The organism is Rhodococcus sp. P4_E4, from assembly GCF_056401575.1.
In genome coordinates this window covers 116,882-129,446 of record NZ_JBFUJB010000015.1, presented here as the reverse complement: position 1 = coordinate 129,446, position 12,565 = coordinate 116,882, and the positions used below count along the sequence as shown (strand labels likewise).

At 62.8% G+C, this 12,565-nt stretch carries 12 protein-coding genes; 7 read left to right on the top strand and 5 right to left on the bottom strand.

Annotated elements, in window-relative coordinates:
- The first annotated feature begins 17 nt into the window (after nt 1-17).
- The 4 genes from AC1DVN_RS17320 (at nt 18) to atzF (ending at nt 3,859) form a co-directional block, all read left to right on the top strand.
- Nucleotides 18-824, top strand: a complete 807-nt coding sequence (locus AC1DVN_RS17320) for an SDR family NAD(P)-dependent oxidoreductase (RefSeq protein WP_477994074.1) — start codon at nt 18-20, stop codon at nt 822-824.
- Nucleotides 821-1,354 carry a carboxymuconolactone decarboxylase family protein gene (locus AC1DVN_RS17315; protein WP_019744457.1) on the top strand — a complete coding sequence of 178 codons (534 nt, stop codon included), beginning with the start codon at nt 821-823 and terminating at the stop codon, nt 1,352-1,354. The genes AC1DVN_RS17320 and AC1DVN_RS17315 overlap by 4 nt, the downstream gene beginning before the upstream one ends.
- Before the next feature lie 76 nt (nt 1,355-1,430).
- The gene (locus AC1DVN_RS17310) at nt 1,431-2,132 is read left to right on the top strand and encodes a GntR family transcriptional regulator (RefSeq protein WP_477994073.1); all 702 of its coding nucleotides are present in this window, start codon (nt 1,431-1,433) and stop codon (nt 2,130-2,132) included.
- A gap of 17 nt (nt 2,133-2,149) precedes the next feature.
- Entirely contained in the window at nt 2,150-3,859 is a 1,710-nt protein-coding gene (atzF, locus tag AC1DVN_RS17305) for an allophanate hydrolase (protein ID WP_477994072.1), read from the top strand.
- 3 nt (nt 3,860-3,862) lie between these two features.
- Here the strand turns inward: atzF and AC1DVN_RS17300 are convergent, their stop codons facing one another.
- Nucleotides 3,863-4,438, bottom strand: coding sequence for a TetR family transcriptional regulator (locus AC1DVN_RS17300; RefSeq protein WP_019744460.1), 576 nt, complete (start codon nt 4,436-4,438; stop codon nt 3,863-3,865).
- Between the two features lie 68 nt (nt 4,439-4,506).
- On the opposite strand from AC1DVN_RS17300, the gene AC1DVN_RS17295 reads away from it, so the two are divergent.
- Nucleotides 4,507-6,054 (top strand): MFS transporter, encoded by a 1,548-nt coding sequence (locus AC1DVN_RS17295; RefSeq protein WP_477994071.1) that lies wholly within the window; start codon nt 4,507-4,509, stop codon nt 6,052-6,054.
- 17 nt (nt 6,055-6,071) lie between these two features.
- Here the strand turns inward: AC1DVN_RS17295 and AC1DVN_RS17290 are convergent, their stop codons facing one another.
- Complete coding sequence (locus tag AC1DVN_RS17290) at nt 6,072-6,923, bottom strand: SDR family oxidoreductase (protein ID WP_477847263.1); 852 nt, start codon at nt 6,921-6,923, stop codon at nt 6,072-6,074.
- Nucleotides 6,924-7,041: 118 nt separating this feature from the next.
- On the opposite strand from AC1DVN_RS17290, the gene AC1DVN_RS17285 reads away from it, so the two are divergent.
- Complete coding sequence (locus AC1DVN_RS17285) at nt 7,042-7,491, top strand: winged helix-turn-helix transcriptional regulator (RefSeq protein ID WP_477847261.1); 450 nt, start codon at nt 7,042-7,044, stop codon at nt 7,489-7,491.
- Here the strand turns inward: AC1DVN_RS17285 and AC1DVN_RS17280 are convergent.
- The 3 genes from AC1DVN_RS17280 to AC1DVN_RS17270 all read right to left on the bottom strand — a co-directional run bounded on the left by AC1DVN_RS17280 (nt 7,467) and on the right by AC1DVN_RS17270 (nt 11,082).
- Complete coding sequence (locus tag AC1DVN_RS17280) at nt 7,467-8,459, bottom strand: iron-siderophore ABC transporter substrate-binding protein (protein WP_019744462.1); 993 nt, start codon at nt 8,457-8,459, stop codon at nt 7,467-7,469. The two genes, AC1DVN_RS17285 and AC1DVN_RS17280, sit on opposite strands and share 25 nt — an antisense overlap.
- A gap of 183 nt (nt 8,460-8,642) precedes the next feature.
- Entirely contained in the window at nt 8,643-10,046 is a 1,404-nt protein-coding gene (lpdA, locus tag AC1DVN_RS17275) for a dihydrolipoyl dehydrogenase (protein WP_003941477.1), read from the bottom strand.
- A gap of 49 nt (nt 10,047-10,095) precedes the next feature.
- Nucleotides 10,096-11,082: a dipeptidase gene (locus AC1DVN_RS17270; RefSeq protein ID WP_477994070.1), complete on the bottom strand. Its 987-nt coding sequence runs from the start codon at nt 11,080-11,082 to the stop codon at nt 10,096-10,098.
- A gap of 233 nt (nt 11,083-11,315) precedes the next feature.
- Here AC1DVN_RS17270 and AC1DVN_RS17265 point away from each other — a divergent pair, with 233 nt between their 5' ends.
- Entirely contained in the window at nt 11,316-12,365 is a 1,050-nt protein-coding gene (locus AC1DVN_RS17265) for an alpha/beta hydrolase (protein ID WP_021343370.1), read from the top strand.
- Nucleotides 12,366-12,565 lie beyond the last annotated feature (200 nt).

Sequence of the window (12,565 nt, the reverse complement as noted above, 5' to 3'; positions counted from 1 at the left end):
GCGTAGGGACACAGCACATGGGCAAGAGCGAGGCGGGCAAGGCCGAATCGGCCAAGAGCAGTGGCGACGATCTGACGGGTCGGCGCATCCTGATCACCGGCGCTGCCCGCAATATCGGTTCTTCGCTGGCCAGACGCCTGTACCACCGTGGTGCGTCCGTGGGACTGCTCGGCCTCGAGCCGGAACTTCTCGAGCAAGTCGCCACTTCCTGCGGCCGCGCACCCTGGCAGTTGTGCGATGTCGCCGACCCCGAGCAGGTATCTCGCGGCGTCGACTACATCGCTGAGAAGTTGGGAGGCATCGACGTCGTCGTGGCCAATGCCGGCGTCGAGGCGAACTCGTCGATCCTCGACGGAGACGTCGAAGACATGCGTCGCGCAGTCGAAGTCAACCTCATGGGCACGTACTACACCCTGCGCGCAGCGGGTCCCCACATCAGTCACGAAGATGGTTACGCCCTGGTGGTCGCCTCGGCCCACGGCGCGGCGAAGCACCCGTTCCGCGGACCGTTCGGTGCTTCGCGCGCCGGTGTCGAAGCGTTGGGCGACGCGTTGCGCCTGGAAATGAAACACCTTGGTACCAAGGTGGGCGTCGCGTATATCGGAGACATCGACACCGATACCACCGCACTCTCTTTCGACGGCGCTCGCGGAACCCTCGCCAGCGCCGGCACCACGACCGTCGCTGACGCCGTCGACGCGTTCGAGCGCGGTATCGTCGGCCGGAAGTCACGCGTACACGCGCCCCGCCGCAGCGCTGCGGTTCGCCACATCGCGCAACGAGCTATCGACCTCCGTCCCTCTCACATCCGTGGAGTCGCATGAACCCCCGCATCCCGCCCGGCCGATTCAAAGATCTCGGTCCGATCAACTGGGGAATCTGGCGTGTCCTGTCGAAGGCTGCCGGAGCACCCGATGCGCATCTGTTCAGCACCTTGGGGCGCACGGGTGGACTCTTCCGCGGTTGGCTGCACTACTCCGGCTCACTCATGCCCGGCGGCAAGATCTCTCGCCACGACACCGAACTGATCATCCTGCGGGTCGCGCACCTGCGGGACTGCGGTTACGAGATGGATCACCACATCAGGCTCGGCCGCAAAGCCGGAATCGACGCAGAAGAACTGGCCCGAATCATCGAGGGCCCTGGCGCTTCCGAGTTGAGTCCGCGTCACCGTGCGATCTTGACTGCGGTCGACGAGTTGGTCACCACCAAGGATATCACCGACAACACGTGGGGAACGCTCTCGCAGCATCTCGACGATCGTCGGTTGATCGAATTCACCTTGCTGGTCACTCAGTACGACGGCCTGGCCACCACGATCGGAACCTTGCGGGTTCAGCGCGACTTCTCCTGAAGTTCCGCGGCGGCCGTAACTCAGCTCTTACCCGAAGACATCTGGACGAAACACCTGATCAATAGCGTATACAGGTATGTCGACAGGGATGAATACGGCGCCGGAGCCACTGCGTGAGGTGGTCTACCGGGAACTACGCACCGAACTGGTCAACGGGACTATCGGGTTCGATCAGCGCCTGACGGAACCGAAACTCTCCACGCGTTTCGGCATTTCTCGCACACCAGTACGGGAAGCGTTGACGATGCTGTGCGCCGATGGACTCCTGCGCCGGGAAGAATACGGGTTCTCCGCCGTGCGCCCGAGCATCCCGCGGATCCGAGATCTGTACGAACTCCGAATCACTCTGGAACTACAAGGAATTACCCGGGCGATCGCAGATCCGACGATCCGGCACGACCGAACAATCCTCGACGACGAATTGGTGCGGTGGCGTGCCCTGGCTCTCGATCCGCCCGCTCAGGAACCGGGGTTCGTCGAACTGGACGAGGAATTCCACGTCGCCGTACTGAGGGCGTCGGGAAACAATGAACTGGTCGCGTCGCTGCTGTCGGTGAATTCCCGTATCCGGCACGTTCGGATGTACGACTTCATGGTCAACGGCCGCATCGACACCTCGATCGCGGAGCACATTCGAATCCTCGACGAACTACGTGCCGGCAATCTGCCCGAGGCCCGCACGCTTTTGCACCAGCACATCGGCGAGTCTCTCGACGTCGTCCTCGACCGGGTGACCCGCGCGATCACCGCGCTCTCACTCGCCACCATCACGGACTGATCGGAGCAGTACACACCATGACCATCGCAGCAGAAGTTTTCACCCCGACAGCCCGGGTCGAGCAGGCATTCCAGCGGATCGAGGAAGTAGATCGCCCCGAAGTCTGGATCACGTTGCGCCGCAAGGAAGATGTGCTTGCCGATGCCGCCTCGGCCGAAGCCAGAATCGCCGCGGGCGAGCATCTTCCCCTGGCTGGGCGTCTGGTCGCCGTCAAGGACAACGTCGACGTCGCCGGTCTGCCGACCACAGCGGCGTGCCCCGAATTCGCGTATGCGCCGGATGAAACTGCCAGTGCCGTTGCACGGTTGATCGAGCACGGAGCTGTTGTTCTGGGGAAGACCAACCTGGACCAGTTCGCCACCGGGCTGGTCGGAACGCGTAGTCCGTACGGAGCCGTTCGCTGCGCCTGGAACGAAGAGTTGATCTCGGGCGGTAGTAGCTCCGGATCCGCCGTCGCTGTCGCGCTGGGGATTGCAGACATCGGAATCGGCACCGACACCGCCGGTTCCGGCCGGGTACCGGCGGCATTTCACGGGATCTACGGACTGAAGCTTTCGCTCGGCGTCATTCCCGTCCACGGAGTAGTGCCCGCCTGCATCGACTACGACGCTCTGACGGTGTTCGCCGGCGACCTCGAATCGGCAACCGCGGCAGCGGCAATCATGGTCGGCCACGAACCTCGAGATCCCCGCAGCCGCGTCTGGCCTTCCGACGTTCGTCTCGCGGCGGCGCCGAATCCCCGCGTCGCGGTCCCCCGAATCGAGGATCTCGCTCAACTTAGCCCGTCGTATCTGGCAGCATTTCAGGACACTGTGACAGCTCTGGTAGCCGGCGGCGCCGAGACCGAGACCGTCGACATCTCCGGGCTGCTCGACGCGGCCCGATTGCTCTACGACGGCGCCGTGGTGGCGCAGCGGTACGCCGCTGCCGGCGAGTTCCTCGAAACCCGCCCTGCCGGAGCAGATCCCGCGGTGTCCGACATCGTGCTCGGCGCGAAGCACCCCACCGGATACCAGCTAGTCGACGATCTCGACGCTCTCACCCGCGCCGAGGCAGCCGCCCGGGCACTCCTCGCCGGGTTCGACGCCCTGCTGCTTCCCACCACCACCGAACATCCGACGATCGCCACCGTGACCGAGGATGCGTTCGGAATCAACCGCCGGATGGGAACTTTCACCAACTTCTGCAACCTGCTCGACATGGCGGCCGTCGCGGCGCCCGGACACTGCACTGCCGAAGATCACCCGTTCGGCGTCATGTTCGTCGTACCCGCTTTCGACGACCAGATCGCCATCGACCTCGCCGCACGACTCGGTGATGTGCCTTCACCCACCCTCGTCAATACCGGAATCGACCTCGCAGTATTCGGCGCTCACCTGCGCGGGCAACCCCTCAACACACAGTTGGTCGACCTCGGCGCGCGGTACGTCGAAACCGTCACGACCTCGGATGCCTACCGGCTCTTCGCTCTCGACACGACGCCCCCGAAGCCCGGCCTGGTACGCCGTGGCCCTGGACTCGGCGCACCGGTCGTCGGCGAGATCTTCCGGATCTCACCGGCTGGCCTGGGAACGTTCCTCGCCGCCTTGCCCGCGCCGATGGCGCTCACCAGCGTCGAGTTATCGGACGGCAGAACGACAGTCGGTTTCAGCTGCACTCATGACGCCGTAAACGGCGCAGCTGACATCACCGGCTACGGCGGTTGGGCCGCGTACCTCTCTCGCTGACAGTCAGGGCTTGCAGATTCGAGTGACGGCCTCGCGCACCACTTCACGGCGGCGCGCGATCTCGTCGGCGTCGACGTTCTGGTTGTCGGCCACACCGGGGGCCACTACCCAACCGAACACGAGGCCGAACAGCATCGTGATCAGGTCCTGGGGGTCCCAGTGCTTCGAGATGAGGCCGTCTTCTTGAGCCTTGCGGATCGTGGCCATTCGCGGAACCCAGCTGGAATGTTCCTCGGCCAGCTTCTTCATCCGTGGTGCCTCACCCTGCAATTGACCCCAGATCATCATCCGTTGAATCTGTGGTTTGGCGAGCATTGCGTCGAACAGTTCGACGGCATGCGCGGGCATGTCTTCACCGGTGAACTCGACGGACTCCATCGCCTGCTCGAAGTCGACGTCGAGCACCGCGTGGAACAACGCGACCTTGTCACCGAAATAGGCGTAGAGGCGCTCCTTACTGGCGTTTCCGTTCTTCGCAATCCGATCGATGCGCGCACCGGCAAGCCCGTAGGTGCCGAATTCTTCTTGCGCAGCGTCGAGGATTCGCTGTTTCGTCGCGGTCACGTCAGTGGGAGCCATAGTGATGATGGTAACCGAACGAACTATTTCGTTTGACTCACCCGAGAAGGCTGGAATACCTTTTTCCAATGACCACCACGTCCCACGTCGACGGCGGCACTCTGCCACCGATCCCGGCTGTCTCCGAGAATCCGAATCATCAACGTCGCTGGCTGGTGCTCTGCATCGTCGCGTTCGCTCAACTCATGGTGGTGCTCGACGGCACCATCGTCTCCATCGCCCTACCGGCAGCCCAGGAGGAACTGGGCATCAGCGACCTTGACCGCGCGTGGGTGGTCACGTCGTATGCCTTGGCGTTCGGTGCGCTGCTGCTCCTCGGCGGACGTATCGCAGACTACTGGGGCCGAAAGCGATCCTTCATCGTCGGCATGGCGGGCTTCGCGGTTGCCTCCGGCATCGGCGGCATCGCGCAGAGCGGTATCGAACTGTTCATCGCCCGCGCCGGCCAGGGCGTCTTCGCAGCATTACTCGCGCCCGCTGCGCTGTCGATGCTCACCACCACCTTCATCGGAGAGAAGGAGCGCGCCAAGGCTTTTGCCGTCTACGGCGCGATCTCCGGCGGTGGCGCTGCCATCGGCCTGCTCCTCGGTGGAGTGCTGACGCAGTACGTCGACTGGCGCTGGTGCCTGCTCGTCAACATCCCGATCGCGCTGATCGCCATCGCTGCAGCCGTCCCGATCGTCAAGGAAACCAAAGCGCACGGCGACACGAGCTACGACCTTCCCGGCGCTGTCCTCATCGCCCTGGGGCTCGGCTCACTGGTCTACGGATTCACACGCGCCGAGCACGGCTGGGGTCAGGCAGACACTTTGCTGTTCATCGCACTGGGCCTGGTCTTCCTCGCCATCTTCGTGGTCGTCGAGAGCCGCAGCAAGAATCCGCTTCTACCGCTGAGCGTTCCGTGGCATCGTGATCGCGGCGCTGCTCTGATCGGCTCCATGCTGGTGGGCGCCGCCCTGCTCGGCGGCACGTTGTACCTGACGTTCTACCTGCAGATCGTGCTCGGATTCAGCCCGGTCATGGCCGGCGTCGGATCGCTGCCGATGGCATTCTTCATCGTCTTGGCATCGACCATCGCAGCGCAGTTGTCCACCAAGATCGGCCCCAAGCCGCTCATGGTCGCCGGCCCGCTGGTGGCCGCAGTAGGACTGCTCATGCTGACCCAGATCGAGGTACACAGCTCCTACTGGACGCACGTGTTCCCCGGCCTCGCGATCTTCGGCTTCGGACTGGGCCTGCTGATGGTGCCGATGCAGAACCTCGCGCTGATCGGTGTTCCCGACCACGACGCCGGCGCTGCCAGTGCCCTGGTCAACGCCACCCTGCAGATAGGCGGCGCACTCGGAACCGCACTGTTCACCACGATCTACGCTTCGGCCAAGTCGGCCTTCACCGCCGACAACGCGGCGCCGATCCCGCCGGAAGGCATTCCCGTCGACATGTCGAATGCGACCATCCCGACCGGGGACCAATTGGCGCTACTCCCCCAGCCGGTGCAGGACTTCGTCGCCTCGATGACGGACTACTTCTTCGGCGCCGAGGTATCCGGATACTCGGCCGCATTCGGTTGGGCGGCAATCCTGTTGGCGATCATTTTATTAACCGCCCGCGGTTAATAAAGGCGCACAGCAGGTCAGGCCTTCTTCAACACCTCAGCCACCGGAGCGCTGCTGCGGCCGATCAACTTCTGCAGGTCACCAGACTCGGTGTCCAACGCCCCCTTGGCAATTGCAGCATCGGAATCCGCGAGAATCTCTGCGACCGGGGCAGGCAGGCCGACGCTCTCGAGAATCCCCTTGTATGCGTCCTCGCTCACGAACTGGTACGCGACAGGCTTGCCGGCAAACTCGCCGATCTTCTCGGCCAATTCGGCGTAGGTGAGCCTCTCGTCACCGCCCAACTCGTACACTGCACCTTCGTGACCATCGGTGGTCGCGACTACTGCTGCGGCGTCGGCGTAATCCGCACGCGCCGCAGCCGCGATCTTGCCTTCCGCTCCCGCACCGACCAGTGCGCCGCGTTCGATCACACCGGCCAGGTCGTTGGTGAAGTTCTCCCAGTACCAACCGTTGCGCAACAGCGCGAACGGAATACCGCTCCGAGTGAGCACGTCCTCGGTCGCCTTGTGCTCGGCAGCAAGCTTCATCGGCGTGTCCTGAGCATTCAAGATGCTCGTGTAGGCGATGAATCCGACGCCGGCAGCCTTCGCCGCGTCGATGATGTTGGTGTGTTGCGCGAGCCGTGACCCCACTTCACTTCCCGAGATCAGCACCAGCTTTTCGACGCCCGCCAATGCGGTTTCCAACGCCGAGGCAGCCGCATAGTCCGCTTGACGTACAACTACTCCGCGGGCGGCGAGGCTTTCCGCCTTCTGTGGATTGCGGACGACTGCGACGATGTCGGACGCGGCGGTTCCCCGCTCGATCAACGACTCGACTACCAGTTGTCCGAGGTTTCCGGTTGCGCCGGTGACTGCAATGCTCATGCGAACTCCCGATCCAGGTTGAAGCGTAAATGCGTTCTGCAACCATCATGCACTTATTTTTCGTAAGTGCAACACGTCGAGTTAGCGCCATGGGATCGTGCAGTAGTAGCCTGGGTTCATGACCAGCACCGACTCACCTTCACGTGCTGCCCAGACCCCTGATCCGAATGCCGACGTCGTGGACCCGACGCTCGAGGCTGACGTCTTCGCTCGCGGGTGCAACTCTCGGGCGGCATTGCAGAATGCAACCGGACGCTGGGGCGCACTCGCGCTGGCGGCATTGAACGAGGGCCCGTACCGGTTCAGTGCCCTGCGCCGACGCGTCGACGGAGTCAGCGAGCGCATGCTCTCGCAGACCCTGCAAGCACTCGAGCGGGATGGCCTCGTGCACCGTGAGGTACTCGAAACCATCCCGCCCAAAGTGGAATACAGCCTGACCGAACTCGGCGCCGACGTCGCCGCAAAGATCACGGCCCTGATCGAACTACTCGAGTCGCAGGTGCCGAAAATCGTTGCGTCACAAGCGTCGTACGACGCTCGGAATCAGCTCAACTTGTCCGAAAGCTGAGCGATGAACTCGTCGAATGCGTAGGGAACGCTCAGCACCGTCGGAGCGGACGTAGCCATCGCGTAGTCCATTCCGACCAGACGAACCAGACGGCCGTTCGACACCGAGGTCATGTTCGCGAACGGACCGAAGGACATCAGCTTGTCCAGGTTGGTGCCGTCGGCGTCGACGAGAATGAAGACGTCGGCGTCGAGTGTGTCGATGGATTCCATGCCCACGGACACCGAACTGTCGCCGGAAGTGCACACTGCGTCGACACCGGGCGAGGTCTTCACCCCGAGCTGGCCGAGAAGACGGATCCGCGGGTCGGTGCCGCAGAAGACGATCAGGCCCTCGTCGGTGCGCATTGCATACGTTGCGGTTTTGCCCTGGAACTGTGGGTGATCAGCGGCCTGCTTCTCGAAGTACGCCCCGGTCTCGTCGATCAGCGTCTGAGCCTGCTCCGGCTGTCCGAGCGCTGCACCGATCATGCTCATCTGCTTGTCCCACGCCGTATCCCACGGCTGGTCGGGGAACGCGACGGTCGGCGCGATGTCACTGAGACGCTTGTACTCGCCCTCGTCGATGCCGGAGTAGACGGCGAGGATCACGTCGGGATCGAGCCCGAGGATCTGCTCGAACGGGATATCGGGATTGGTCGTCATGAGAACGGGCTTGGCACCGTTCAGACGCGAAGCGTCCCAGGGCAGGATGTTGTTCTCGATGCCGTCGCCGGAGAAGCTCTCCATGGCGACCGGAACCTTGTTCAGCGCGATCACCGCATCCTGGCCACTCCATCCGATGGTCACGATGCGCATAGGCTCCGCGTCGATCGTCGTCGAACCGTAGGCGTGGTCGACGGTCACGGGGAACGCCCCCGCCTCGGCGGCACCCGAAGCTTCGGTGTCCGATCCGGAGTCACCTGAGGTTCCACAGGCGGAGAGCGTCAGCGCGACGCAAGCCGCGAGCAGTACGGAACGAGTTTTCATGAGTGGTCCTTCGAAAGCCGGATGGTCGACTCGGGACGCTAATGCGTTGCGCGCCTACACCCCGACTCGAAGGCCTCAGATGGCGGTTTCGCAACACAACTCGACACAAAAGACGAAAAACCCCGTGTGCCTTTCCGGTAGTGCGAACTACCGAAAAGGCGCACGGGGCCGAAGGCCCTGCCGTCAGAAGTTGATCATGTGGCCGGCGAGGCCGTGGATCGCTTCCTGCAGTGCCTCACTGAGTGTGGGGTGGGTGTGGACGTTGCGTGCCAACTCGTTGACCGTGAGGTCCCACTTCTGAGCCAAGGTCAGCTCAGGCAGCAGTTCCGAAACGTCCGGTCCGATGAGGTGACCGCCGAGCAGTTCGCCGTACTTCTTGTCGGCGATCAGCTTGACGAAACCGGTCGGGTCACCGAGACCGTGTGCCTTGCCGTTGGCAGCGAACGGGAAGTTCGCGACCTTGACGTCGTAGCCCTCGGCCTTGGCCTGCTCCTCGGTCAAACCGAACGAGGCGACCTGCGGCTGGCAGAACGTCGCACGCGGCATCATCCGGTAGTCACCGAGTGTCTGCGTCTCCGCGCCGCCGATGGTCTCGGCAGCGACGACAGCCTGAGCTTCTGCGACGTGCGCGAGCTGCAGCTTGGCGGTGACGTCACCGATGGCGAAGATGTGCGGGACGTTGGTGCGCATGTAGTCGTCGATCGCGATGGCGCCGCGATCGGTCAACGCGACACCGGTGTTCTCGAGACCGAAGCCCTCCACACGCGGTGCGAAGCCGACGGACTGCAGAACCTTGTCGACGACCACGGTCTCGATCTCGCCGGACTTGTTGTCCTTGATCGAGACGGTGACCTTGCTGCCGTCGTCGCTGATGGACTGCACAGCGGCACCGGTCTTGATGGTGACGCCGAGCTTCTTGTACTGCTTGGCGATTTCCTTCGAGACGTCGGCGTCCTCGTTGGGCAGTGCCCGATCGAGGAACTCGACGATCGTGACGTCGACGCCGTAGTTCTTGAGGACGTAACCGAACTCCATGCCGATCGCGCCGGCACCGACGATCAGGATCGAACCCGGAAGGTCACGGGTGAGGATCTGCTCTTCGTAGGTCACGACGTTCTCGCTCAGCGAGGTGCCGGGCAGCAGCTTGGTGTACGAACCGGTCGCGATGATCGCGTTGTCGAACGTGATCGTCTCGGTGCCACCCTTGCTCAGCTCCACGCTGATGGTGTTGGCGTCGACGAACGTGCCCTTGCCGTCGTACTCCGGGATCTTGTTCTTCTTCATCAAGAAGTGAATGCCCTTGACTCGCCCGTCCGCGACCTTGCGGCTGCGATCGAAAGCGGAGCCGAAATCGAAGGACACGTCTCCGGACATGCCGAACGTCTTCGCTTCTTTCGTGAAGATGTGCGCGAGTTCGGCGTTACGGAGAAGCGCCTTGGACGGAATGCAGCCGACATTCAGGCATACACCGCCCCAGTACTTCTGCTCGATGATGGCGGTGCTCAGGCCCAGTTGTGCCGCGCGGATAGCAGCGACGTACCCACCGGGGCCGGCTCCGAGGACAACGACGTCATAGTGTGAGGTCACGATTCACCAGGGTAGTCCTGCATCGTTTCGCTGTCCCCAGATGGTCGCATTACCCGTCGGTAGCCCACACTTCTCGGGCAACTCGGGCGAAATTTCCGCCGTACACGGCCTCGATCGACGGCTCGTCGAAGCCCCGCTCACGCAATACCTGATCAAGTGTCAGCACGTCCTCCGGAGGAGTCCACTGCAGTGGCCCCCACGCGGTGTACGCCTCGGAGAACGACGACGGGTTCTGCTCGATCTCTTCGCGGAAGTCGTCGGCGTCGAAGGAGAAGTCGGAGCCGATCCCGACGTGATCGATGCCGACGAGTCCCACAGCCTCTTCGATGTGGTCGGCCATCGCGGACAGCCGAGCCTGGTCGTCATCCGGTCCGTTGACGCCGAGGAATATGCCCACGCCGTTGATCCCGATGACGCCGCCGGTCTCCGCACACGCTCTGGCCTGATCGTCGGTGATGTTGCGCGGATGCTCCCACAACCTTCGGAGGTTCGAGTGGCTGTAGATCATTGCTCGCTGGGTGATAGCTGAGATGTCCAACCCCGTCTGTACCGAACAATGTGAGCCGTCGACCGTGATTCCGACGCGATTCATCTCGGCAACCAGGTCACGGCCGTATCCACTCAACCCCGTGTCCGCCAGGTCCAAGCAGCCGCAGCCGGCAGCGTTCATGTAGTTATACGTCGGCAACATCGAGCGGACTCCGAGGTCGTAGAAGTACGAGACGTTGGCCAGGTCTCCCTCCAGCGGATTCGAGTCCTCCAGGTCGAAGGCCAGGGCGATTCCGCCGGACTCCTGAATCTCGACGACGCCGTCGACGGTGAAGACAGGGGTTATCTCCGGGAACTCGACCCGCGCCTGCCACGCGAAACTCTTGGCGATTGCCGTCGAGTCCGCGCGAGTCTGCGGCGAGTAACCGACGTTCACCGAAACGTAACTCCCCGCTGGGCGCTGATATCGGAGAAGATCTTCGACAAACGCGTTCGACTGCAGAGGTAGGCAACAATGTTGTTCCCATAGTGGATATGTCCGGTTCACTCACTAATCCCGTCGATGATCAGGGAAATTCACCTGAAACTGGTCGTACGTTCAGCAAATCTCTGGTTCACTGGCGGATAACGCACCGATGCGGTAGAACTTACAAGACTCACACGCCCTGTACCTATCGACAGAGCATGTACCCAGCATGAATTCCCGCACGGGAACAGCAACAAAGGACCGTTCACTCCTGGGCGGATTCGAAGGAATTTTAGGTGGAGGTTTCTGAACGTATGCGTGCTCGCACTTTCAAGCGTGGCCGTCTGGTCGCCGCTGTAGCCGCAGTATCCGTGCTGCCGATGCTGATCAGCCCTGCAGTGTCGTCCGCAGGCGGAGATCCGTCGACCACCACGGCAACTGTTGCCAAGGCAAACACAACGGGTTCCAAGCTCTCGAGCCGCACGGACAACGGGCGCATCGCCACCATCAAGGTGTACTCACCTTCCATGGGACGCGACATTCCGCTCGAGGTCATCCTCCCAGCAGACGGCAGCGAACCCCGCCCGACGCTCTACCTGCTCAACGGTGCAGGCGGCGGCGAAGACCGGGCGACGTGGCAGCGTCAGACCGACGTCAACGAGTTCTTCGCTGACAAGAACGTCAACGTCGTCACCCCGCTCGAAGGTGCATTCAGCTACTACACCGACTGGGTGAACGACGACCCGTCCCTCGGCCGTCAGAAGTGGCAGACGTTCCTGACCCAGGAACTCCCGCCCGTCATCGACGCCGAGTTCAACACCAACGGCGTCCAGTCGATCTCCGCGATCTCGATGACCGCGACCTCGGTCCTCAACCTCGCCATCGCAGCTCCGGGCCTCTACAAAGGTGTCGGTGCATACAGCGGATGCGCCGAGACCAGCACACCGGTCGGCCAGTCCTCCATCGAACTGGTTGTGGGCATGCGCGGCGACGCTGACGTGACCAACATGTGGGGCCCCCTCGACGGCCAGGGCTGGATCGACAACGACCCCGTCGTCAACGCCGAGAAGCTCCGCGGCACCGAGCTCTTCATCTCCACCGGCTCCGGACTCCCCGGCCCGCACGACACCCTGAACAACGAGGCGATCAACGGACAGGTCGGCACACTCGCCAACCAGGTGATCGTCGGCGGCGTCATCGAGGCAGCAGTCAACTACTGCACCCACAACCTCGCCTACCGCCTCAACGATCTCAAGATCCCGGCCACCTTCGACTTCAAGCCGACCGGCACCCACTCGTGGGGCTACTGGGAAGACGATCTCCACAACTCCTGGCCGATGCTCGCTCGTTCGATGGGCATCTGACCGAAATCGTTCCGACTCGACCCCGCTCCCTGCACTTCCTGGAGCGGGGTCGAGTGCTTGTCTGGGCCGATTCGGGGGTTAATTCGGGGGTTAATTCCGGGGCCAATTCAATTGTCAGGCAATCGAATCGCGTCACTTTCTGCGCCCGCTCTGCTTTACTGACACATAACAAAAAGTGAACCTGTTCCAGTAAGGGCTCA